Source organism: Aestuariivita sp. (assembly GCF_021404545.1).
Taxonomy (GTDB): domain Bacteria; phylum Pseudomonadota; class Alphaproteobacteria; order Rhodobacterales; family Rhodobacteraceae; genus Aestuariivita.
Genome location: NZ_JAAWWD010000001.1, coordinates 216,754 through 239,842 on the forward strand (window position 1 = coordinate 216,754; position 23,089 = coordinate 239,842).

General features: G+C 62.6%; 25 protein-coding genes. 16 read left to right on the plus strand and 9 right to left on the minus strand.

Annotated elements, in window-relative coordinates:
- Positions 1-41 precede the first annotated feature (41 nt).
- From HEP69_RS01080 to HEP69_RS01095, 4 genes are read left to right on the plus strand one after another with little or no spacing between them, the layout of a single operon-like run.
- On the plus strand, positions 42-1,046 hold the full coding sequence (locus tag HEP69_RS01080; RefSeq protein WP_290556659.1) for an ABC transporter permease: 1,005 nt from the start codon (positions 42-44) through the stop codon (positions 1,044-1,046).
- Positions 1,039-1,890, plus strand: a complete 852-nt coding sequence (locus HEP69_RS01085; protein WP_290556660.1) for an ABC transporter permease — start codon at positions 1,039-1,041, stop codon at positions 1,888-1,890. Before HEP69_RS01080 ends, HEP69_RS01085 begins: the two co-directional genes overlap by 8 nt.
- Positions 1,887-2,762: an ABC transporter ATP-binding protein gene (locus tag HEP69_RS01090; RefSeq protein WP_290556661.1), complete on the plus strand. Its 876-nt coding sequence runs from the start codon at positions 1,887-1,889 to the stop codon at positions 2,760-2,762. Before HEP69_RS01085 ends, HEP69_RS01090 begins: the two co-directional genes overlap by 4 nt.
- On the plus strand, positions 2,759-3,556 hold the full coding sequence (locus tag HEP69_RS01095) for an ATP-binding cassette domain-containing protein (RefSeq protein WP_290556662.1): 798 nt from the start codon (positions 2,759-2,761) through the stop codon (positions 3,554-3,556). Before HEP69_RS01090 ends, HEP69_RS01095 begins: the two co-directional genes overlap by 4 nt.
- A gap of 4 nt (positions 3,557-3,560) precedes the next feature.
- Here HEP69_RS01095 and kynU read toward each other — a convergent pair whose 3' ends face one another.
- From kynU to HEP69_RS01110, 3 genes are read right to left on the minus strand one after another with little or no spacing between them, the layout of a single operon-like run.
- Positions 3,561-4,763, minus strand: a complete 1,203-nt coding sequence (gene kynU, locus HEP69_RS01100; RefSeq protein WP_290556663.1) for a kynureninase — start codon at positions 4,761-4,763, stop codon at positions 3,561-3,563.
- A complete protein-coding gene (locus tag HEP69_RS01105) occupies positions 4,763-5,596 on the minus strand; it encodes a tryptophan 2,3-dioxygenase family protein (protein WP_290556664.1) in 834 nt (277 codons plus the stop codon). The genes kynU and HEP69_RS01105 overlap by 1 nt, the downstream gene beginning before the upstream one ends.
- Entirely contained in the window at positions 5,593-6,354 is a 762-nt protein-coding gene (locus tag HEP69_RS01110; RefSeq protein WP_290556665.1) for a GntR family transcriptional regulator, read from the minus strand. The genes HEP69_RS01105 and HEP69_RS01110 overlap by 4 nt, the downstream gene beginning before the upstream one ends.
- 335 nt (positions 6,355-6,689) lie before the next feature.
- Here HEP69_RS01110 and HEP69_RS01115 point away from each other — a divergent pair, with 335 nt between their 5' ends.
- From HEP69_RS01115 to HEP69_RS01140, 6 genes are read left to right on the plus strand one after another with little or no spacing between them, the layout of a single operon-like run.
- Complete coding sequence (locus HEP69_RS01115) at positions 6,690-7,433, plus strand: SDR family oxidoreductase (protein WP_290556666.1); 744 nt, start codon at positions 6,690-6,692, stop codon at positions 7,431-7,433.
- A complete protein-coding gene (locus HEP69_RS01120) occupies positions 7,430-7,909 on the plus strand; it encodes a MarR family transcriptional regulator (protein ID WP_290556667.1) in 480 nt (159 codons plus the stop codon). The genes HEP69_RS01115 and HEP69_RS01120 overlap by 4 nt, the downstream gene beginning before the upstream one ends.
- Positions 7,909-8,709, plus strand: a complete 801-nt coding sequence (locus HEP69_RS01125) for an enoyl-CoA hydratase family protein (protein ID WP_290556668.1) — start codon at positions 7,909-7,911, stop codon at positions 8,707-8,709. Before HEP69_RS01120 ends, HEP69_RS01125 begins: the two co-directional genes overlap by 1 nt.
- Before the next feature lie 58 nt (positions 8,710-8,767).
- Positions 8,768-9,931 (plus strand): acyl-CoA dehydrogenase family protein, encoded by a 1,164-nt coding sequence (locus HEP69_RS01130; RefSeq protein ID WP_290556669.1) that lies wholly within the window; start codon positions 8,768-8,770, stop codon positions 9,929-9,931.
- Between the two features lie 3 nt (positions 9,932-9,934).
- The gene (locus tag HEP69_RS01135; RefSeq protein WP_290556670.1) at positions 9,935-11,563 is read left to right on the plus strand and encodes an AMP-binding protein; all 1,629 of its coding nucleotides are present in this window, start codon (positions 9,935-9,937) and stop codon (positions 11,561-11,563) included.
- Positions 11,564-11,616: 53 nt separating this feature from the next.
- On the plus strand, positions 11,617-12,021 hold the full coding sequence (locus HEP69_RS01140) for a RidA family protein (protein WP_290556671.1): 405 nt from the start codon (positions 11,617-11,619) through the stop codon (positions 12,019-12,021).
- 282 nt (positions 12,022-12,303) lie between these two features.
- On the opposite strand, the gene HEP69_RS01145 is transcribed toward HEP69_RS01140, so the two are convergent.
- From HEP69_RS01145 to HEP69_RS01165, 5 genes are all read right to left on the minus strand, one after another.
- Positions 12,304-14,118, minus strand: coding sequence for a TRAP transporter fused permease subunit (locus HEP69_RS01145; RefSeq protein ID WP_290556672.1), 1,815 nt, complete (start codon positions 14,116-14,118; stop codon positions 12,304-12,306).
- Between the two features lie 9 nt (positions 14,119-14,127).
- Positions 14,128-15,081 (minus strand): TAXI family TRAP transporter solute-binding subunit, encoded by a 954-nt coding sequence (locus tag HEP69_RS01150; protein ID WP_290556673.1) that lies wholly within the window; start codon positions 15,079-15,081, stop codon positions 14,128-14,130.
- A gap of 30 nt (positions 15,082-15,111) precedes the next feature.
- Positions 15,112-15,972, minus strand: coding sequence for an alpha/beta hydrolase (locus tag HEP69_RS01155; protein WP_290556674.1), 861 nt, complete (start codon positions 15,970-15,972; stop codon positions 15,112-15,114).
- A 182-nt stretch (positions 15,973-16,154) separates the two neighbouring features.
- Complete coding sequence (locus tag HEP69_RS01160; protein ID WP_290556675.1) at positions 16,155-16,670, minus strand: MarR family transcriptional regulator; 516 nt, start codon at positions 16,668-16,670, stop codon at positions 16,155-16,157.
- A gap of 26 nt (positions 16,671-16,696) precedes the next feature.
- Complete coding sequence (locus HEP69_RS01165) at positions 16,697-17,857, minus strand: mandelate racemase/muconate lactonizing enzyme family protein (RefSeq protein WP_290556676.1); 1,161 nt, start codon at positions 17,855-17,857, stop codon at positions 16,697-16,699.
- 145 nt (positions 17,858-18,002) lie between these two features.
- Here HEP69_RS01165 and HEP69_RS01170 point away from each other — a divergent pair, with 145 nt between their 5' ends.
- The 5 genes from HEP69_RS01170 (at position 18,003) to HEP69_RS01190 (ending at position 22,242) form a co-directional block, all read left to right on the plus strand.
- Entirely contained in the window at positions 18,003-18,953 is a 951-nt protein-coding gene (locus tag HEP69_RS01170; protein ID WP_290556677.1) for a tripartite tricarboxylate transporter substrate binding protein, read from the plus strand.
- A gap of 103 nt (positions 18,954-19,056) precedes the next feature.
- Positions 19,057-19,800 carry an aspartate/glutamate racemase family protein gene (locus HEP69_RS01175; RefSeq protein WP_290556678.1) on the plus strand — a complete coding sequence of 248 codons (744 nt, stop codon included), beginning with the start codon at positions 19,057-19,059 and terminating at the stop codon, positions 19,798-19,800.
- A 75-nt stretch (positions 19,801-19,875) separates the two neighbouring features.
- Positions 19,876-20,340: a tripartite tricarboxylate transporter TctB family protein gene (locus HEP69_RS01180; RefSeq protein ID WP_290556679.1), complete on the plus strand. Its 465-nt coding sequence runs from the start codon at positions 19,876-19,878 to the stop codon at positions 20,338-20,340.
- Positions 20,340-21,842, plus strand: a complete 1,503-nt coding sequence (locus tag HEP69_RS01185) for a tripartite tricarboxylate transporter permease (protein WP_290556680.1) — start codon at positions 20,340-20,342, stop codon at positions 21,840-21,842. Before HEP69_RS01180 ends, HEP69_RS01185 begins: the two co-directional genes overlap by 1 nt.
- A gap of 184 nt (positions 21,843-22,026) precedes the next feature.
- Complete coding sequence (locus tag HEP69_RS01190) at positions 22,027-22,242, plus strand: type II toxin-antitoxin system ParD family antitoxin (protein ID WP_290556692.1); 216 nt, start codon at positions 22,027-22,029, stop codon at positions 22,240-22,242.
- Here the strand turns inward: HEP69_RS01190 and HEP69_RS01195 are convergent.
- A complete protein-coding gene (locus tag HEP69_RS01195) occupies positions 22,158-22,712 on the minus strand; it encodes a replication initiator protein A (RefSeq protein ID WP_290556681.1) in 555 nt (184 codons plus the stop codon). The two genes, HEP69_RS01190 and HEP69_RS01195, sit on opposite strands and share 85 nt — an antisense overlap.
- 100 nt (positions 22,713-22,812) lie before the next feature.
- Between HEP69_RS01195 and HEP69_RS01200 the strand changes: the two genes are divergently transcribed.
- A partial coding sequence (locus HEP69_RS01200; RefSeq protein WP_290556682.1) for a transposase occupies positions 22,813-23,089 on the plus strand: 277 nt, incomplete at its 3' end.

Sequence of the window (23,089 nt, forward strand, 5' to 3'; positions counted from 1 at the left end):
GTAAAGGACAGCCCCGGCAAACCCCGTCGGGGCTGACATCCATGCTCAAACGTCTCCTCCTGCGCCTGATCAGCATCGCGATCACGCTTCTGGGCGTGTCAATCGTGGTATTCGTCGCTGTGCGCCTTGTGCCCGGCAACCCGGTGGCGATGATGCTGGGCCCGGGTGCCACGGCCGAGGATGCAGCGGCGCTTGAGGCGCTTTTGGGCCTCGATAAATCCATCCTCGTGCAATACTGGATCTGGCTGACAAATGTGGTGCAGGGGGATTTCGGCACCTCGATCTCACTCCGGCAGGATGTGCTGACACTGGTTCTGGGCCGTCTGCCCGCCACGCTGGAGCTTGCGTTTCTTGCGCTGGTCTTTGCGGCCCTGCTGGGCGGCATGCTGGCAGTGACAGGCACGATCCGGCGCGGTGGCTGGACCGAAAACGGCATTGATCTGTGGAACGGGCTGACGCTTTCGACGCCGGATTTCCTCTGGGGTCTGTTCCTGATCCTGGTCTTCGGTGTGTGGCTTCAGATCGCTGGGATTTCCGGGCGCATCTCGCCCCAGCTCGATCTGCCGTTCACCACGCAGTTCTACCTGATCGAGAGCGTGCTGCGCCTGCGGTTCGATCTGACGGCGAACCTGATCGGCCATATGTGGATGCCCGCGCTGGCGCTGGCGCTGCCGCTCTCTGCGATGATCGGCCAGCTTCTGAAACAATCGCTGAAGGAAACGATGCATCTGGATTACGTCACGCTGGCGCGCGCCAAGGGGTTCACCGAAAACCAGGTGATCTGGCGCGAGGCGATGCGCAACGCGCTGGCCCCGACGCTGACGCTGACGGCGGTGCAGTTCACCCACCTGATCGGCGGCACGGTCATCGTGGAACGGCTGTTCAGTTACGGGGGCTTGGGCAATCTGGCCATCGACGCGGTGATCAACCGCGACCTGCCGCTTATTCAGGGGATCGTGCTGGTCTTTGCGGTGATCTTCGTGCTGATCAACTTGGCGGTCGATCTGCTTTACGCTGTTCTGAACCCCCGGCTGCGTCATGGATGAAGCGCTGCGCACCTCGCCCCGCGCCACGCCATGGCGGCTCTGGCTGTCGGGCGGCTGGCTTACGCTTTTCTTCGGTGTTGCGCTGCTGGCGCCTTGGATCGCGCCACATGATCCGCTTTACCAGGATCTTTTTCTGCAACGCCTTCCCCCGTTCTGGATCGACGGCGCCGAAACGGGGCACCCATTGGGCACCGACAGTCTGGGCCGCGATGTGGCGTCGCGCCTGATGCATGGGGCATCGGTCGCGGCGACTGTGGCGCTGATCGCAGGGCTTGCGACCTGCCTGCTGGGATCGGTGCTGGGCCTGCTGGCAGGGTTCTATCGCGGCTGGGTCGATCAGGTGATCAGCCGCATCGTCGATATCTGGATGTCGTTCCCGCCGGTCCTGTTCGCGATCCTGCTCGTGGCGGTGATCGGCACCGGCCTCACCTCTGTCATCGTGGCGATCATCGTCATCGACTGGACCCGGTTTACCCGCGTCGTCCGCGCCGAAACGATGGCCCAGGCCCGCATGGATTACACCGAGGCCGCGCATGTCGCGGGCATGTCCCGCTTCGCAACACTCATGCGTGAGATCCTGCCGAATGTCGCGCCGGTGATCCTGTCGGTGCTGACGCTTCAGATGGGTATCGCCATTGTGGTCGAGGCGATCCTCTCGTTCGTCAACCTCTCGGTCTCAACCGACGATCCCACATGGGGCGGTATGATCGCCGAAGGCCGCGTGTCGATCCACCAGGCCTGGTGGGTGCTGATCTTTCCGATGATCGCACTTTTTCTCACCGTGCTCTCCTTTACCCAGTTCGGTGATGCGCTGCGCAATCGTTTTGACCCGGTGCTGAGATGAGCGCGTATCTTGAGATCACCGGCCTGAATGCCGTTTTGCGCGGCACCCGCACCCGTGTGCTGCGGGATGTCTCGCTCAGCGTGTCCAAAGGTCAGGTGCATGGGCTGGTTGGCGAAAGCGGTGCGGGCAAAAGCATGATCGGCAAGGCCATTCTGGGTGTTCTGCCCCGCGCGATCGAGGTTGCGTCGGGCCGGATATCGCTGGGCGGACAGGATCTGGGTGTTCTGCCTCTGCGCGAACGCCTGCGCGTGATCGGCAGCCAGACCGCTGTGATCCCCCAAGACCCGCTGACCGCGCTGAACCCGTCGCGCCGTATCGGCCCGCAGATGACCGACCGGCTGACGCGCACGCTGGGCTGGCAGAAAACCCGCGCAAATCACCGCGCCCTCGATCTGCTGGAGGAGGTCGCGATCCGCGATCCCGAACGCGTCTTGCACAGCTATCCGCATGAGCTCTCGGGCGGCATGCGCCAGCGTGTGCTGATCGCGGCGGCCTTTGCGGCCGAGCCGAAGCTGATCGTCGCGGATGAGCCGACAACGGCGCTGGATGTGACGGTGCAAAAACAGATCCTGAAGATGATCGCGGATATGCAGACGCGCCACGGCACAACGATGCTGTTCGTGACCCACGATCTGGGAGTGGTGGCACGGGTCTGCCAGTCGGTCAGCATTCTGCATTCCGGTATGGTGATGGAGGAGGCAGATATTCGCACCATGCTGACGGCACCCGCCCATCCCTATACCGCTGCCCTTCTGGCCGCCACACCGCGCTATACCGATCCAGAGGCGTCGCTCGTACCGGTCTCCGACACCGTTCTGGCCGGGGTGGCAGAGGCCATTCGCGCCTCCGACACGCTCTGGGGGCGGGCATGAGCGCATTGGTCGACATTCGGGACCTCGTCGTTTCTTACCCCGACATGGCGCGCAAGCCCCTGTTGGGCGCCGCACCCCGTAACACGGTCCTGCACGGGATCACTTTGGCGGTCGGGCGCGGTCAGATTATCGGCATCGTTGGCGAAAGCGGGTCGGGCAAATCCACGCTGGGCCGCGCCATCCTGCGCCTGATCGAGCCCGATCAGGGTCAGATCGTCTTTGACGGTACCGACATCACCCATCTGGACGACCGCGCCCTGCGCGCCTTGCGGCCCCGGTTTCAGATGATTTTCCAGGATCCGATGTCTTCACTCAACCCGCGCCAGACGCTGCATCGTCTGATCGCTACTCCGCTGGCCATTCGCGGCGACACACAGGCGATGGACAAAGCCGCCAACGCCCTTGACCGGGTTGGCCTGCCAAGCCGTTTTCTGGCACGCTATCCGCATGAGCTGTCGGGCGGTCAGCGGCAACGGGTCGGCATCGCCCGGGCCATCGTTCAATCGCCGGATTTCATTGTGGCGGACGAAATCGCGAGCGGCCTTGACGTGTCGTCCCAGGCGGTGGTGCTGACATTGCTGCAAGACATCGTGCGCGAAACAGGCACGACACTTGCCTTTATCTCACACGATCTGTCGGTCGTGCGACGCCTCTGCGACAGCGTCGTGGTGATGGCGGGCGGCAAAATCGTCGAAGCCGCCCGCACCACCACACTCTTTAACACGCCGCAAAGCGGCTACACTCGTAAATTACTGGAGGCCATCCCCCTGCCTGAACCGGATCAGGTCTGGTAAAATCTCAGGTCACCCTCCGTGTCTGCTTGTACTCAGGCCGATCCCACAGCCTGTTTCTCATTACATCCGCCAAAACATCCGCCGCGCGCCGCACATCGCTCTCGTCGATATAAAGCGGTGTGAAACCGAACCGCATGATGTTGGGCGCCCGGAAATCGCCGATCACATTGCGCGCGACCAACGCCTGCATCGCGGCGTCCCCATGCTCGAAGATGAACGACACCTGACTGCCGCGCAGCGTGCCCTCACGCGGGCTGGCCAGCGTCAGCTCGGGGCAGCGCGCCTCGACCTCGGCAATAAAGAGATCCGATAGCGACAGGCAGGCCGCGCGCAGCTCGTTCATATCGACGCCATCCCAAACCCTCATCGCCGCCTCAAGCGCCCTGAGTTGCAGGATCGGCGGGGTGCCAACCCGCATCCGTTCGATATCGGGCGCCGGGCGATAGCCGGGTTCGAATGCAAAAGGCGCGTCATGGCCCAGCCAGCCGCAGAGTGCTGGCGACAGATCCCCCACGATATCGGGTCGAACATAGATAAACGCCGGGGCACCAGGACCGCCATTGAGGTATTTATAGGTGCAGCCCACAGCAAACTCGCACCCGCTCCCTTCCAGATCGACGGGCAGTGCGCCCGCACTATGCGCCAGATCCCAGATCATAACCGCGTCGGCCCGATGCGCGGCTTGGGTCAGGGCGGTCATGTCATGCTTGCGCCCGGTGCGGTAATCGACCTCGGTCAGCATGACCGCCGCCACCTCGTCGGTGATCGCGGCCTCAACCTCGTCGGGCGCCACGACGCGCAGCTCGTGCCCTTGCCCCATATGGCTAATCAGCCCCTGCGCCATATAAAGATCGGACGGGAAATTGCCGCTATCGGACAGGATCACCCGCCGGTCGGGGCGCATCTTGACCGCCGAGGCCAGCGCCTGAAACACCTTGATCGACAGCGTGTCGCCGGTGGTCACCGACCCTGTCGGCGCACCGATCAACCGACCGATCATATCGCCCACCTGTTTCGGCAGGCCCATCCAATCATCGACATTCCAGCCCTTGATCAGATGCGCGCCCCATTGGCCGGTTATGGTTTCCGCCACATGCGCCGCAACCGATTTCGGCAACGGACCCAGCGAGTTGCCGTCAAGATAAATCACCCCTTCCGGCAGATCGAAAAGCTCCTTGGCAGGCAGAGACCTGGACGTATCCTTCATCACAATTGCCCCCGCATGTTCCACAGTTCGGGGAAAAGCTCGACCTCCAGCATGCGCCGCAGGTATTTCACTCCTGACGTACCCCCTGTGCCACGTTTAAACCCAATAATCCGCTCAACCGTGGTGACATGGTTGAATCGCCAGCGGCGAAAGTAGTCCTCAAGATCGACCAGCTTTTCGGCCAGTTCATAAAGCGTCCAGTGCGTTTCGGGATCGCGGTAGATCGTGGTCCAGGCCGCCATCACCTCATCATTGGCCAAATGCGGCTGATCCATCCGGAACACTGCCGGATCAAAGCTGGTGCCCAGATGATCGGCCAATTGGCGCAGCACCACGTGATAGACCGAGGGCGTCTCGAGCTCCTGCACCAGCATCCGGTGCAGATCGGGGCGATGCTCATGCACCGTGAGCATCGCGCGGTTGCGATTGCCCAGAATGAACTCGATCAGCCGGTATTGATGCGACTGAAACCCCGAGGATTGGCCCAGATCCTCGCGAAAGGCGGTGTATTCGCTGGGCGTCATGGTGCGCAGCACATCCCAGGCGCCGTTCAGCTGCTCGAAAATCCGCGATACCCGTGTGAGCATCTTGAACGCAGGCGGAAACTGCCGGTCTTCCAGCGCGCCGCGTGCCGTCGACAGCTCATGCAGGCACAACCGCATCCACAGCTCGGAGGTCTGATGCTGAATGATGAACAGCATCTCGTCATGGGCATTCGATTGCAGATTCTGCGCGCCCAGGATCGGGTCGAGCGACAGGTAATCGCCATAGCTCATCGCGGTGTCAAAGCGCATCTTCGCTCCGTCCCGCGCTGGATCATATGCCGTGGTCATGAAAGTGCCTCCTGAAATGATCTGGCATCCACGCCGTTGTTTTGCAGCAGATCCCCCAACTGGAGGAAGGCTTGGGTCGAGATGCTGGAATGTCCCGCAAAGCTTTCCATCGCGGCATCGGCATCGCGGTTCAACGCCACATCGTACAGCCGCTGATGCGGCGCCAGCTCCATCGAGGTGGCAAAGACCTGCGCGGCCCGCTCCGCCTGATCCGGCTTGGTCTGGGCAAGATCGCGCAGCCCGTTCTGGATGTGGATGTAATAGCGCCCCAGCCGATCGGTGATCGTCTTGCGAAACCGTTGCATCAGCGGCGAGGGGGCTGCCGCGATCAGCGCGTTGTGAAACCGCTCGTGATAGCGCGTCCAGTCTTCCAGTGCTGTATCGTCCTGCAGGATCGACGGCACCGGCGATCTGGACAGGTGATGAAAACTGCCTACCACGGTGGCCTCCCAGGCGTCATCGCCATGGGTGATCGCATCGAAAAACAGCTTTCCCTCGATCGTGCTGCGCGACTGTTCGAGGTCCAGCAACCCATCCAGTGACAGCTGCGCCACGCGGAATCCTTTGTTGTGCTCTGGGATGACCAGTTGCTCGGTGCTGAGCCTGTTGAGGCATTCACGCACAGGCGTCAGGCCAATCCCATACCGCTCTGACAGGCTGTGAACGCGCAGCGCGCTGCCCGGTGCAAGGTCCAGTCGCAGGATATCCTGGCGCATCCGCTGATACAGTCTGTCGGATTTGGATTGCAAAGCACACACGGCGGCGAATCTCGTTTATTTTGTATGTTGTCTCACATATAGCATAAAAAAATAAGAATCATATATAATAATTAAAAAAATATAGAAGAGGTCAGGCTTGCTGTTTAATGCAAGCCTAAAATATTACTGCTTGAAACTTACCGCGGCTCAATCTAGCCTGATTGGGATCGGTATGAGGGAGGGTCCGTGATGCGCGCTGCACATCCCGACTATGGACGGAATGCCCCGGTAGGGGACGCCGCTTTGGCTTGGCTGCGTGCCTGGAGCACGCATCGCCCCGTCTTGGCCTGCTACTCTGTCCAGCCCCTCTTGCACAGTCAAGCCGGAACGGCCTTGTGACCCTTGTCGGCGCGCATGCGGTTGTTACGGGCGGTGGCACCGGTGTGGGAGCTGAAATCGCCGCGCGGCTCAGCGGTGCCGGGGCACAGGTCACGATACTGGGCCGAAGCGAGGGCCCGCTCAAAGAGCAGGGGCTGCCCTATCAGATTTGCGACGTCACGGATCCGAAGGCCGTGTCAATGGCCATGGACAAGGCGCGCGCCGATCATGGACCGATCACCATCGCGGTGGCCAATGCGGGTGCCGCGCTGAGCAAGCCGTTCGCCAAGATGACGGCGGCGGATCTGTCGGCGATGACAGATGTGAACCTGCTGGGCGTCTTTAACATCTGGCAGGCGGTTCTACCGGACATGCAAACCGCGGGCGCGGGTCGACTGATCGCCATCGCGTCGACTGCCGGGCTCAAGGGCTACCCATATGTCGCGGGCTATTGCGCGGCCAAGCATGGAGTCGTTGGCCTGACCCGCGCGCTTTCGCTGGAGCTGGCCCAAACCCCGATCACCGTTAACGCGGTCTGCCCCGGCTTTGTCGAGACGCCAATGCTGGACCGGTCGATCCGAACTATTGTAGACAAAACCGGAATGAGCGAGGACGAGGCAGCCAGATCGCTGACCAAGAGCAACCCGCAAAGGCGCTTTATCCAAACCGATGAGGTTGCGGGCGCTGTGTTGTGGCTGTGTTCGGACGCGGCGCGGTCGGTCAATGGCCATGCCCTCAGCCTGTCAGGGGGGGAAATATGACGCGAAACAACCTGCAAGACGCCGCCGATACCTCGCCTTCCAAAGAGCGGCTGCGCCTTTGGCTGCGCTTTCTCAAGGCCAGCCGCGCGGTGGAGTCGCAATTGCGCGCCAACCTGCGCAAGGAATTCAGCAGCACCTTGCCGCGCTTTGACGTGATGGCGGCGCTCTCGCGCTATGGGGATGGTTTGAAGATGTCCCAGCTATCGGGCGTGCTGCGGGTGTCGAATGGCAATGTCACCGGCATCGTGGACCGGCTGGCCGAAGAAGGGTGTATCGTGCGTGTCGCGGTGCCGGGCGACCGGCGCGCCTCCCTTGTGCGGCTGACACGCAAAGGCCGGGAGGAGTTCGACCGGCAGGCCAAGGCGCATGAGGCCTGGATCAACGATATGCTTGGCGATTTCTCGGCTCAGGAGGCCAGCGACATCGCACAGCGTCTGGAACAAATGGAAAAATCGCTTCACGGAGACGACGATTAATGCGCAGCAACACCCAGCATTTCAGGTGCAGCATCCAGGATGGGATCGCGACGGTGTCGCTGAACCGACCCGACCGCAAGAACCCGCTGACCTTCGACAGCTATGCCGAGCTGCGCGACTGGTTTCGCGATCTGCCCTATTCGGATGAGGTGCATGCGGTGGTCTTTGCCTCCAATGGCGGCAATTTTTCCTCGGGCGGGGACGTGCATGACATCATCGGGCCTTTGACCCGGATGAACATGAAGGACCTGTTGCAGTTCACCCGCATGACCGGCGATCTGGTCAAGGCGATGGTCAATTGCGGCAAGCCGGTGATCGCGGCCATTGACGGGATCTGTGTGGGTGCCGGTGCGATCATCGCGATGGCCTCTGACCTGCGGATCGGCACGCCGGAGGCCAAGACGGCGTTTCTGTTTACCCGGGTGGGGCTTGCGGGCTGCGATATGGGCGCTTGCGCGATCCTGCCCCGGCTGATCGGACAGGGGCGCGCGGCGGAGCTTCTTTACACGGGCCGCACGATGAGTGCGGATGAGGGCGAACGCTGGGGCTTTTTCAACAAGCTGGTGGCCGCCGATGCGCTGGAGGCCGAGGCGCAGTCTCTGGCCGAGCGGATCGTAGCGGGTCCGAATTTCGCACATATGATGACCAAGACCATGCTGGCCCAGGAATGGTCGATGTCCATCGAACAGGCGATCGAGGCCGAGGCCCAGGCTCAGGCGATCTGCATGCAAACCGGCGATTTCGAGCGCGCGTACACAGCGTTCGTCGCCAAACAAAAGCCCGTGTTCGAAGGCGACTGAACGTGGGAGCCTCCGGCGGGGAATATTTAAGGCCAGAAGAAGCATTGGGGTGCATGGAATGTCTGATCGCAGTTTTCTGACCTGGCCTTTTTTTGAGGAGCGCCATCGCGGTCTGGCAATAAAGCTTGATAGTTGGGCGGAGACGCATCTGGCGGAAATCAACCATGGCGATACCGATGCGGCGTGCCGCGCTCTGGTCGGGGCCCTGGGCGCCGGCGGGTGGTTGTCGCATGCCGCGGTGAGCCCGGACAGCAATACGCCGCTGGACGTGCGCACGCTGTGCCTGATCCGCGAGACGCTGGCGCGGCATGACGGGCTGGCGGATTTCGCCTTTGCCATGCAGGGGTTGGGCACCGGGGCGATTTCGTTGTTCGGCAGTGAGGAGCAGAAGGCCGAATGGCTGCCCCGGGTGCGTGCGGGCGAGGCGATCTCGGCCTTTGCGCTGACCGAGCCGCGCTCGGGCTCGGACGTGGCCAATTCGACGATGACGGCCCGGCTGGAGGGCGACAGCTATGTGCTGAACGGGGAAAAGACCTGGATTTCGAACGGGGGGATCGCGGATGTCTATACGGTGTTTGCCCGCACTGGCGAGGCGCCCGGCGCCAAGGGGCTGAGCGCGTTCATCGTGCCCGCCGACACGCCCGGGCTGCGCGTGGCCGAGCGGCTGGAGACCATCGCGCCGCATCCCCTGGCCACACTGGCCTTTGAAGACTGTCGCGTCCCGGCAAGCGCGCTGATCGGGACCAGCGGGGCGGGCTTTCGCATCGCGATGTCGGTGCTGGACGTGTTCCGCTCTACCGTGGCGGCGGCCGCCCTTGGATTTGCGCGCCGCGCGCTGGATGAAGCGATTGCGCGCGTCACCACCCGACAGGTGCAGGGCGCGCCGCTTTTCGAGTTGCAGATGGTGCAGGGGCATATCGCGGATATGGCGATGGATGTGGATGCGGCGGCCCTGCTGATCTATCGCGCGGCCTGGGCCAAGGACAGCGGCGCGCCACGGGTCAGTCGCGAGGCGGCGATGGCAAAGCTCTTCTCCACCGATCAGGCGCAGAAGGTCATCGATGCCGCCGTCCAGTTGCATGGCGGCGATGGCGTGCGGTCCGGCGAGACGGTGGAGCGGCTGTACCGGGAAATCCGCGCCTTGAGGATCTATGAAGGCGCCTCGGACGTGCAGCGCGTGATCATCGCGCGCCAGACCGTCGGCGCCTATCAGGGAGGGTGATCGATGCTGGGCCCGACTGCACATGTCGACACATTCACACGCGACAACCTGCCGCCTGTCGATCAGTGGCCCGATTTCCTGCTGGATGGGTTCGATTACCCTGACCGGATCAATGCCGGGGTCGAGTTGACGGACGCAATGGTTGGCAAGGGTTTTGGCGACCGCACGGCGCTGATCGGCAATGGCAGGCGGCGCACCTATAAGGAGCTGAGCGACTGGACCAACCGTCTGGCCCATGCGCTGGTCGAGGATCTGGGCGTGCGCCCCGGCAACCGCGTGCTGATCCGGTCGGCCAATAATCCCGCGATGGTGGCCTGCTGGCTGGCCGCCACCAAGGTCGGCGCGGTGGTCGTAAACACCATGCCGATGCTGCGCGTGGGCGAGCTGTTGGCAATCGTCAAGAAAGGCCAGATCACCCACGCGTTGTGCGATACGCGGCTGATGGATGAGATGACCGCCTGCGCCAAGCAAAGCGATGTGCTGACCCATGTGATCGGGTTTGACGGCACCTCGAACCACGATGCCGAACTGGACCGGCTGGCGCTGCAGAAATCAGTGCAGTTTGAGGCGGTTCAGACCGGACGAGATGACGTGGCGCTGCTGGGCTTTACCTCCGGCACGACGGGCGAGCCGAAGGCCACAATGCATTTTCACCGCGATCTGTTGATCATCGCGGATGGCTATGCGCGCGAGGTGCTGAATGTGGTGCCCGAGGACGTCTTTGTGGGCTCCCCTCCGCTGGCGTTCACCTTTGGGCTGGGCGGGCTTGCGATCTTTCCCCTGCGGTTCGGGGCCACGGCGACCCTGCTGGAGCAGGCCACACCGCCCAACATGATCGAGATCATCGAGACATACAAAGCCACCGTCTGTTTCACCGCGCCGACCGCTTACCGCGCGATGCTGGCCGCGATGGAAGAGGGCGCGGACCTGTCCTCCCTGCGTGCGGCCGTGTCGGCGGGAGAGACCCTGCCCGCCCCGGTCTATGACGACTGGATGGCCAAGACGGGCAAGCCGATGCTGGACGGGATCGGCGCGACCGAGATGCTGCATATCTTTATCACCAACCGGTTCGACGATCACAGGCCCGCCTGCACCGGGCGCCCTGTCACCGGTTATGAGGCCAAGATCATCGGCGAAGACGGCACAGACCTGCCCCGGGGCGAGGTCGGTCGGCTCGCCGTGCGCGGGCCGACCGGGTGCCGCTATCTCAATGACGACCGGCAAAGGGGCTATGTCATGGACGGCTGGAACCTCACCGGCGACGCGTTCGTGATGGATGCGGACGGCTATCTGCATTTCGCGGCCCGCAATGACGATATGATCGTCTCATCGGGTTACAACATCGCGGGACCGGAGGTGGAGGCCGCGTTGCTGGCGCATCCACTGGTGGGCGAATGCGCGGTGATCGGCGCTCCGGATGACGCACGCGGCATGATTGTTGAAGCGCATGTGGTTCTGGCGGATGGTGTCCCTTCGCCTGAGACAATCAAGCTCTTGCAGGATCACGTCAAGGCGACTATCGCCCCCTTCAAATACCCCCGCAGCGTTGTCTTTTGCGATGCCCTGCCGAAGACCCAGACCGGCAAGATCCAACGCTTCCTTCTTAAAAAGGCTAAAGGCGCAGACGCCTGACCCATTCCCACCGCCCGAAGTTGAACCGCAACCCTCAAGAGTCGGACCCAGACATGACCAGCACGATCATACACCCCGAGGGCTGGAAGCCCGCCAAAGGATACGCCAACGGGATGCTGGCGACGGACGGCACGCTGTATATCGGGGGGCAGATCGGCTGGACCGCGGATCAGAAATTCGCGTCCCATGACTTCATCGGTCAAATGGAACAGGCCCTGCGCAATATCGTCGAGATCGTCGAGGCGGCGGGCGGGAGTGTCACCGATATCACCCGTCTGACCTGGTTCGTGATCGACAAGGCGGAATACCTGGCCCGTCAGCGGGAGGTGGGGGAGGTCTATCGCCGCGTGCTGGGCCGCCACTTCCCTGCGATGTCGATGCTGGTGGTTGCAGGCCTGATCGAGGATCAGGCGCTGGTTGAAATCGAGGCGACCGCTTACCTCTCCAATCCACGCTAAAGGCGCCATTCGGCCCAATTGATCGGGCATGGTCCGATACACAAGCAGACGTCAATGCGCAGACCGGGTGAACATATCGGTTCTGGACACGCCGCCTTTGCAAGCAATGCGCAATAACACATGTCGTCCGAAGGCATGTGGCTTCTGATCCCATCTCAGGCCAGCCGGTCGGTGACGATATCGTGCAACCGCAATGCGACGAGCGCGCGGCTAACATTCTGTGCCTAACGGTCCATCCAGGCATCATCCGGGTTGCAGCGAAGCTGTCCGATCTTGGCCCTGTCAGCCGCTAGCATAGACAAACGGCCAGCCAATCAGCGCTGTGCCAAGACCCAATGCACCAAGTCGCGCGAAGAATGACATCCGCCCTTTGGCATAGCCGACAATGGCGGCCGAGATCACGATGACGCCCAAAGTCGTGGTGACAATCCCAATGGCGGAGGCCATAAGGCCCGATCCGTTCAGGATCAGCGCGGGGTTGAGCGCAAAGGCAAAGGGCAGCACATAGGCGGGCCAGCCGAACTTCATGGCCTCGAACCCGGTGCGCATAGGATCGGAGTTGCCCAGGCTCGCCGCGGCAAAGGCTGCGATCGCGACAGGCGGGGTGATCATGCTCATCATGCCGAAATAGAGCACGAAGAGATGCGCTGCGATGGGCTCGATCCCCAATCGGACAAGGGCCGGGGCCACCAATGCGGCAAGCAGCACATAGACGGCGATTGTGGGCATGCCCATGCCCAAAACGATGGAAATCAGGGCCGCAAGCACCAAGAGCAGGATCACGCTATCGCCCGCGATGCGTGTCAGCGAACTGGTCAGTCCGAAACTGAGACCGGTTTCGTTCAGAACGCCGATTACGATCCCGGCGGCCGCCGTGATTATGATGATCTGCGCCAATGTCTGGCCTGCCGCCGCGACGGCCTTCCAAAGCCTCAGCGGGTTCAGGCGCGCCAGCCCCTCGGGCAATAGCGGCGCCACCAGCATCAGCGTCGCACCGGCCACAAGACCGGCTGTTGCGGGCTGATAATTCAACACAAAGAGGGCCACCACCAAGGCCACGAACGGCACGACAAAGGGCCAACCGCGTGTAAGGGAGATAGAGGTTGCCACCGCGTCCCGGTCAATGCCGCCAATCCGATCACGGGCCGAGATCAGATCAGCCAGGACAAATAGCGCGATGTAATAGAGGATGGCGGGTACCAATGCCGCCACGACAACCTGCGCATAGGGAATTTCAAGAAATTCAGCCATCAGAAAGGCCGATGCGCCCATCACCGGCGGCATGAGTTGGCCCCCGGTGGAGGCGACAGCCTCGATGCCCGCGGCAGAGCGTGCGGGGAAGCCTGAGCGCTTCATCAACGGGATGGTCACGACGCCGGTGGTGGCTACGTTCGACACAGCGCTGCCTGAAATAGAGCCGAAAAGCGACGAGGCGAGGATCGATACCTTGGCTGCCCCGCCTCGGAACGTGCCCATGGCCAGTGCCGCCAGTCGGGTAAAGAACTCCGCCCCGCCCAAATGCTCAAGAAGGCGTCCGAAGGTAACGAACACCACGACGACCGTGGCCGCGATCAACAGCGGTGTTCCCAGCACCCCGTTGGTATCCAGCGCCAGTTGCACGGTGAGCCGCTCGGGACGGATCGCCAGGGCCTGGAAGGTGCCGGGCACCAGATTGCCGAAATAGCCGTAGGTCAGGAACACCAGAATAATCAGGGTGAGAGGCCAGCCGGCACAGCGGCGCAACCCCTCGACCAGCGCGACAAGCAACGGCACCGCCACCGGTAGCCCCACCAGAGGGTCGATGGAGGCGTCGATGGAAAGCGACGGGTATCGCAGGGCCAGCCACCCGCCCCCTGCCAGCGCGGCGAGGGCCAGAGCCCAATCCAGCGCAGGCAGGAGCCGGGACCGTAAGGTCAGGAAAGTGATTGCAAGGGCCAGCCCCAGCATCAGCGCCAGGAATTGTTCGGTATAGACCGGGATGCCAAGCCCGCGATGCAGGCCCGCGGCCCAGGCCACGGCAATCACGATTGCGGTATTGGACAGGACCCCCGCGATGGCAGGGGCCCAGCCGGGGCCGGGGGGCAGGTCCTTTTTCACGATCTCGGATCAGTCCAGCAGACCGGCTTCCCGATAAAAGCGCACGGCGCCGGGATGAAACGGGGCCCCGTCGATCTGAGTGGCCATGTCAGCCGGGGTGAAGGCCCGGAATGACCCATGGGTTTCGACCAGCGCGTCCTTGTTGTCATAAAGCGCCTTGACCAGCGCATACACTGTATCATCGCTCACATCCTTGTGGGTCAGGATGGCGTATTGGTACCCCAGCAGATCCACCGCCTCCGCGATTTCGGGCAGGCGGTCTGACGGTTCGACCCGGCGGACAAAGGCGCCGGGCAACTGATCCTGGATAATCGCATTGGCCTCGGCCCCTTGCGGAATGGAGATGAACCGCACCGGGCGCACTGCATGGGTGCGTTTGACCACGCCAGAGCCCGGAGCCAGCAGAACGCCGGAAACCTCGCCCTGGGTCAGCAGATTGGCGGCCTCGACAAAGTTGGCGACCGGCACGCCCCTCAGATCGTCCTCGGACATGTCAGCGGCGGCAAAGATGGCATCCTGCATCACTTTGACCAGTCCCTGCCGTGCGTAGCCCACTGGAAAGTCACGGCCTTTCAGATCGGTCACGGTTTGGATATCGCTGTCTGCGGCGACCATAAACCCGACGGCAAAGGGTTGGATAAAGGCCGCGACACGCACGTTGGGATTGGGCCGCCCGTCGAAATTGCCGGTTCCGGTGACGGCGAACACTGCCTCGAAGGTGTTGGAGGTGGCGAAGGCGATCTCGCCGTTATTGAGCGCGGGGATAAAGACCGAGGATCCACCTTGGCCCACGGCGCGGGCGTTGATGCCCCCCTTTTCGGCTGCAATCTGCGCCACACCGCTTGCGATGGAGTACCCCAGCGAGCCTTGGGGTAGGGTTCCGATGGCCACCGGCTCCGCCGCCGCACCCGAAGCTGCGCCCAGGCCGATTGCCATCGTCACCGCCGTCAAAATCCTCTTCATCTTCGTCTCCCTTTTTTCGTGTGATTTGGTTCAGTGCATCTGCGCCAGTGCGGCGGTGATGACCGCGCTGGTCGGGTCCTCGAAATCGGAATAGATGTCGAAATGATTCCGGCCCGCGACCTCGTGGGCCGATCCGCGCCCGGCCACCTTGTCGGCAAAGGCGCGGGACTGACGCTTGAACTCTGCCAGCTCTCCGTCGCCCCAGATGACATCGACCCGCGGGCCTGTGGCATTGAGGCGGCGAACTGGGCTGAGGCGGTCGGCCTCGTCCTGGGACAGGTCCAGATATTCGTTGCGGGCGCTCAGGCGGACGGGCTCCAGATCATAAGGGCCGCTGGCCAGGACAAACCCGCCAAAGCGTTCCGTGTCCAGGTCAATATCGGTCTGCCAGTCTGGATCCATCAGGCAGGACGCCAGATGTGCGCCCGACGAATGGCCCGAGACATAAAGCGGGTGTGCGCCGGCCACATGGTTCAAGGTGAAAAGACACGCCTGACGGATATGATCGACCAAGGCGGGCAGGCGAACATGTGGCACCAACGGGAATCCGGCGACCACAATGGTCGCGCCTTTCGCCGACAGCCCCCTCGCGACAAAGCCACAGTCACGTCGGTGCATCGCCCGCCACGCGCCGCCATGGATGTGGAGATGCACCGGTGCGTCCGGGCGGCCGGGATAGACATCGACCTGCGCCGACGCGTCATCGCCATACCGAAGGGTGACGGGCGGGTGCGCCCTGCGGAACCGCTCACTGGCCTTGGCCCAACGGGCCATATAGCTGCCGATTTCGGGCACCAGAGACGCCTGATCGTACTGCCGGTTCAACGCATCCTGCGTGTAGTCGAGCCACACCGTGCTCTCGTCGTTTCGCGTCCATTGCGTGCTGCGCACACCGTCTCCCATCAGAATATTTAAGCCTGAAATACATACTGGACATAGAACAGTGCAGGCGCGTGGGCAAGTATCGGCATCCAGCAGGTCGCGATCTGGTGCGTCTGTGGGGCGGTCTCGGCAACGCCGCAACGTGGTCCGGGATGCCTGATGGTTGTGACAGGGCCGGGTGAAGGCCTTACTCACCCCCCAAGATCGGGCATCTGCTCGATAATGTCATGGAGCGTGTCGACAAGAGCCGCGTGCCGCTCAGGCCCGATCACCGCGATGATCCGGGCCACATGCTGCATCGCCCGGTTCTGCATCCGAAGCTGCAGTTCAACCCCCTTCGCGGTCAGCTCACTGACATAGGTTCGCCGGTCATCGGGCAGGCGGGTCCGGGTGATCAGCCCCTCGTCTTCCATATGCCTCAGCGCTTTGGTCACGGCGGATTTGTCGCGCCGTGCGCTGCGCCCGATCTGGGTCTGGCTGATTCCGGGATTATTGGCGATCAGCGTCAGCATGGTGAAGTACCCCGGACGGATGGCATCTGGGCCAAGCAACCCCTCGAAATCGGCATAGGACGCTTCATAGGCGGCACGCAGATGCAGGCCAACGAACCGGTCGAGCACGCCCAGATGGATGGCGTCATCGGACAGGCGACGCGGCGCGGTGGCGTCGCCCTGGGTTGCGGTCTGCTCGTTCGGTTGGTCCGTCATGGGCCCCCCTTTGTGCTGGTATCGTCTTATGCCTTGCCGCGCCCGGCCGACAAAGGCAAGGCCGCCAGATCGCGCAGCTTGTCACGATCCAGCGCAAAACCCAGCCCGGGTGTGTCCGGCAGGGGCAGGTCCCAGCCGGTCGGGGTGGCAAGATCGGTATAGAGCGCCTCACCCATGGCGACGGCGGCCAGATGCCACTCCACCAGGCCGCCATTCGCAAGCCCGGCGTTCAGATGCATGTTATGCCAGGGGAACGCCCCGCCATTGGCCATCGTGACGTTCTTGGCCTGGGCCAGGGCCGCGACCTTGCTGGCGATGGTGAACCCGCCACAGATCACCGCGTTGGGTTGGATTACATCGACAGCCCCGGCGTTCATCAGCGCCTCGAACCGAAACAACTGTCCTTCGTTCTGGCCAGCGGCCACGCGCATACCGGTCGCCCGGCGCAGATCGGCCATGGCGGCGGGGTCGTTGTCGCGAACGGGTTCCTCGAAAAAGGCGATATCGCATTCGGCGATCCGGTCGGCCAGCCAGCGTGCCGCATAGGGGCTGAGCGAGCAATTCGCATCCACATAGATCTCGGGCCCGTCGCCAAGCGCTTCGCGAACCGCGCGCACACGGGCGACGTCTTCGGTCAGCTGAGCCTGGATGTCGTTGCCTTCGTTGCGCCGGGCCAGCGCATGATGGCCCACGACCATCTTGAATTTGCTGACGCCCTGGGCCTGAAGGTGTCTGGCAGCCTCGCCCAGCTGCTCGCGCGAGAAGCCGCCGAATCCGAACGTCACATAAAGCGGAACCCGGTCCCTGGCGCCGCCCAGCAATTTCCAGCAGGGCAGGCCGGTGGCATGACCCAGGATATCCCAAAGCGCCAGATCAATGGCCGAGATGGCATGCGCGGCATATCCTGTCTGCCCGCGCGGGGTGAGCAGCCAATAGAGCCGTTCGGCGATATGTTCGCGTGCCAGCGCATCCGCGCCCAGCAGGTTGGGGGCGGCCACAGCATTGACGGCGGCGGCCACGATTTCCTCTTCGGTGATTGCGGTAAACCCATGGCCGTGCAGGCCAGAATCGGTTGTCACCTCGACCACGACGCCGGAAAGGTTGGCATCCGCCGCGCAGGCGCCGACCGCGATCGTGAGCGGTATGTTGACCGGGGTGGCTGTCACCGATTGGATCTTGTGCTGCATGTGTTGCTCCGCTGGCTATGTGCCCGGCCTCTCGGGCGGTCTGGGGATTTCGGCCACGCTACGCGCAAAAAAAAGCGCCATCAAGAATGTTGACAAAAAAACCTTCTGCAACAAGAGTAATTACAGCAGATGGAGGAAACATCACATGCGTGGACTTTTCAAAGCTCTGGCAATGCTGCCGTTCCTTGCCGGTGCGGCAGTGGCCGACGGATACCCGACCAAGCCGGTCACCATGGTTGTCGGCTTTTCCGCTGGCGGCGGTATGGACACACTGGCGCGGATGGCGGCGGAACCCGCAGGGGCCGCTCTGGGCCAGCAGATCGCGGTCGAGAACCGCCCGGGTGCCGGTGGGACCATCGCACCAGGCTATGTCGCGAATGCGGCGGCGGATGGGTATACCATCTGGCTGGGCGAGACCGCAGCGACCATCGGGCCGGTGGTGCATGGCGATGTGGGCTATGATGCGATAGACAGCTTCATACCGATTGCGCAACTGGCCGTGGCGCCGCTTGCGCTGGTGGCGGGTAAAGATGTGGCCGCCACCAACATCCAGGAATTCGTCGATCTGGTGAAGGCCAACCCGGGAGAGTTCTTCTATGCCTCTCCGGGGGTTGCCACCCTGCAGCATCTGGCGGTCGAGGCATTGGCCGATGCCGCAGGGCTGGAGCTGGACGTGGTGCATTTCAAGGGCGGATCGCCGTCAATGCAGGCCTTGCTGTCGGGCGAGGTATCGTTCGCCGTTGTTTCGCTGAATGCCGCAAGGTCACAATCGGAAGGCGGCAATGTGACCATCCTTGGCGTGACCACCGTCGATCCGGTGCCCGGGTTTGAAGAGATCGGCCCCGTCAGCGATGTGATTGAGGGGTTCGATGCGGCACCCCGTCAGTTCATCATGGTTCCCGCCGGTACGCCCGACGCGGTGGTGACCACGCTGCGCGATGCCTTCCGCACCGCGATGGAGGACCAGGACCTGCGCGACAGCCTGTCTGCGCGTGGCTTGGTACCGACTTATCTGGACGGGCCGGACCTGGCGGCCGAGCTGCCCGGAGTGATCGAGACCTGGTCGGCAACCGCGCAGGCGGTTCTGCCGAACTGACAGATCGACCGGCAGGGCCCGCCCCGGGGGTGTGGCCGTGCCGGTCATTCGCGACCTGGCCTGCCGAGACCGGGCCGATCTCGTCACCACAAGGAGAGGCAAAATGACCGCGCCCGTGATCGGAATGATCGTCCCACCTGCAGCCGGTGCCGTGCCGCCCGAAGCCTATGGCCTTTATCCTGAAGGCGTGCGGTTCGCAGCACGGGGCCTGGGTTTGCAAGCGTTGACGATGGAGGATTACGCCATCGCCATTAAACGCGTGGCCGAGCTTGCACGCGAGTTGCGCGAGCACGAGAGGATCGACGCCATATCGCTGATGGGGACATCGCTGAGCTTCTTTCGCGGGGGGGCATTCAACGATGATCTCGTGGCGTTGATGGCGCAGGAAGCGGGCGTGCCTGCCACAACAATGAGCAATTCGATCCGCGATGCCCTGCGTGCGGTCGGGGCGCGACGGATCGCTGTCGGAACGGCCTATAGCGACGCTGTGAATGACCGACTGCGGGGGTTTCTGGAAATGTCGGGGTTTGAGCTGGGCGCGATGATCGGGCTGGGTCTGGAACGGATCGAAGACATACTGGCCGTGTCCGAGGATCAGGTGACCGATCTTGCCCTGCGCGCGCGCGACGCTGCGGATGACAGGGTGGATGCGATCTTTGTGTCCTGCGGCGGCCTGCCTGCGCTGCATCTTGCAGGTGCTGTTGAACCGGAGGCAGGAATACCGGTCATCGCAAGCTCCACCGCCGGCGTGTGGGGGGCGATGCGCCTTGCTGGGTTGAGCGGGGAAACCCCGATGCTTGGCAGGCTTGGCGGAACGCCGCATTTGACCGAGTATGCCGTGGGGTGACCCGCGCGCCCGATCATGACCCGGTCTTTCGCCGGTCGCGCGGACCCATGACTGAATGACCTCCGGAGTGGCACGATGCGTGATCAACAATCCAGAGGCGTGAACCAAAGCGATCTCGTCGCGGGGCTGGCGGTGGTGATCGGCTGCGGCGTCGCGGCCTGGATCGGTGCGGGCTATGGGCTGGGCACACCGCGCCGCATGGGGGCGGGCGCCTTTCCGTTCGTGCTGTCGCTGTTGGGCATGGGCCTTGGGGCGCTTGTGGCAGTGATGTCCGTCACCGCGCCGCAGCAGCCCCCTGTTGCGCTCCGTTGGCGGCGGCTTTTCTATGTCACGGCGTCCTTCCTGCTCTTTGCGGTCGCAATCGAACCGTTGGGCCTTTTGCTGACGATCCCGCTGGTCACGGTGATAGGCGCCAAAGCCGATCCGACTGCAAAGCTGGGAGAAAGTGCGTTGCTGGGCATTGGCCTGGCCCTTGCCCTTTGGGTCGTCTTTGTCCGGTTGCTGGGGCTTGGCATTCCCGTCTTGCCTGGGGTCGGGTGATGGAGATCCTGTCGAACATCGCGGGCGGGTTTGCGACCGTTCTGACCGTGCAAAACCTGCTTTTTTGTTTTGCCGGAGTGGCAATGGGGACCTTTATCGGTGTCCTGCCGGGGCTGGGGGCGATGCTGGGCATCGCGCTCTTGCTGCCGGTGACATACTATCTCACGCCCGAAGCGGCGATCATCATGTTGGCCGGAATTTACTATGGCGGAGAATATGGCGGATCGATCTCGGCCATACTGATCAATGTCCCGGGCACGCCCAGCTCGGCGGTGGCCACGCTGGATGGGCACGAGATGACCAAGCAGGGCAGGGCGGCGGTGGCCCTTTTCACCTCAGCGGTGGCGTCCTTTGCGGCGGGCTCCGTTGGCATCGTTTTGATGATGCTCTTTTCGCCCCTGATTGCGCAGTTCGCGCTGTCGTTTGGATCGCTGGAGTATTTTTCGGTCCTGCTTTTGGGTTTGGTCGGGGCTGCCTCGGTTGCCAAGGGCGCCCGCGTAAAGGCGCTTTTGGCTGTGGTTCTGGGGGTCCTTCTGGGATCGGTCGGCACCGATATCAGCACCGGCGTCCAGCGCTATTCCTTCGGAGTACCCGAGTTCATCACCGGCATCAGCCTTGTCGCCCTGGCAATGGGTGTATTCGGATTTGCCGAAATCGTCAGTTCGAGCGAAGGCACCGCGGGCGCGCACGGCAAGGCGCGCATCCGGTTGCGCGATATGGTGCCATCGCGCGCCGAGATCCGCGCCAGCCTGGGCCCGTTTCGCCGGGGCACGGCGGTCGGGGCGTTTCTGGGCGCCTTGCCAGGCACCGGTCCGACGATCGCCAGCTTCATGGCCTATTCTTTGGAAAAACGCGTCTCCCGCGATCCCGGGCGATTTGGCAAGGGCGCGATCGAGGGGCTGGTCGCGCCGGAATCGGCCAATAACGCCGCGGCGCAGACCGCGTTCATTCCGACCCTGACCCTGGGCATTCCGGGCACCGCGACCATGGCGCTGATCCTGGGTGCGCTGATCATTCAGGGCATTCAGCCAGGCCCGCGCCTGATGGTGGAGAACGAAGAGCTGTTTTGGGCGCTGATCGCCAGTTTCTGGATCGGGAACCTGTTTCTGCTGATCCTGAACATTCCGTTGGTGGGCCTTTGGGTACGGCTTGTCCGCATTCCCTACCGGTTCCTCTTTCCCTCGATCATCTGCTTGATTTCACTGGGGGTCTACAGTGTCCAGCTCAGCCCGTTCGGTGTCTTCGTTGTGATCGGGACCGGTATGCTGGGCTATGGCATGCGCGTGGTTGGTATACCGGCCGCGCCCTTTCTCATGGGCTTTATCCTTGGCCCCCCCATGGAAGAGAACCTGCGCCGCGCCTTGATGCTTGCGCGGGGGGATTTCACCGTGTTTGTGACCTCACCGATCTCGGCGGTCTGTGTCTTGTTGGCGTCGGCGGCGATTGTCTGGCCGACGATGACATGGGGGTATGGCGCGCTCAAACGCCGCCGTCGTGTATGATAGATAGGGGGATCGCTGCGCCCGGCGCGCTGGCGCGGCCCTGATAGCGGTCCATTCGACGGGTGGACGGACGGTCAACGTGTCACCCGCGCTTGGGGAATTCCTCGAATTGGCATTGATTGCCCGGAAAGGAAGGACGCCTATCGTAACCTGGAATGTCGTATTGACCGATGCATAGGATACGCTGGATCAGGCCCTCCTGGCATCGGGACGGTTCCAGAACGCCAGCGAAGCGATGCGCCCGGGTTTGCGTCTTTTGGAGCAGGAAGAGGCGACCGGTGCCGCGTTGCTGTCCCGGCTGGCCGAAGGTGTGCGTCAAGCGCAGGCGGGCGATCTGGCCGAAGGGTCCGGCGCGGATGTGATCCGACGCGCCTTTGAGGCGGCGCGCCCTGCCCCGTGACGCGCACCGTCCGATTGACCCGCCAAACCTTCGATTTCCTGCTCACCGCCTGTTTTCACATTGGTCTTGATCGTGGTGCCGCGCAGGCGGTCTAGGGCATCCTCAAACCGTTGATAGCTGGTCTTGTTCGTGCGCCAGTTCGTCGCCACAATCGCTTCATGCGCCGTCAGCTCCACCGTTTGGCTGATCTCAGCGCCTCGATTGAGCTGATTGACGAGCTTGCTGATGCAATAAAGCAGGATATCCTTATCCATGATCGTCGCCAGCCCTTTGCCGCTCGGTACGATCACCAACTGCTCTCCATTGGCCGTCTTGTATTTCAGCTCGCGCATATCCGGCTTCACAGCAAGCGAGAAGATCGGATGCTCCATCGACGCCATATCATCCTTTGGGACGGCATCCGACACATCGAGGATGAAGAAGTCCTTGTTCGGATAGCGATCAGGTAAGAGTCTGCCGAGTCTGCTCATACCATAACGCTAGCAACTGTTCGCCCATCTAGGGTCTGTTGAGATTCAGGATTCCCAAAACCAGTGAGTTCTGATTCAAACTTCCAAAAGGGAGGATTGAATGGACACGGGCAGGTTTATCATCACAGATCGGCAGTGGGCAAAGATGGAGCCACATTGCTTGGGATTGAAGGCGCATCCCGGGCGCACCGGCGGGGACGCTCGGCTATTTCTTGAAGCGGGGTTCTGGGGCGCGCGGACTGGGGCACCTTGGCGGGGTCTCCCGCCAGGGCTTGGGCACTGGAGAAAGGCTACTTGCCGTTTTTCACAGGGGGGGGCCGGGGGGGGTTTTCTAAATCTACTTATCCCGTTTTTCATTGTAAAAAAAAACACAAAGT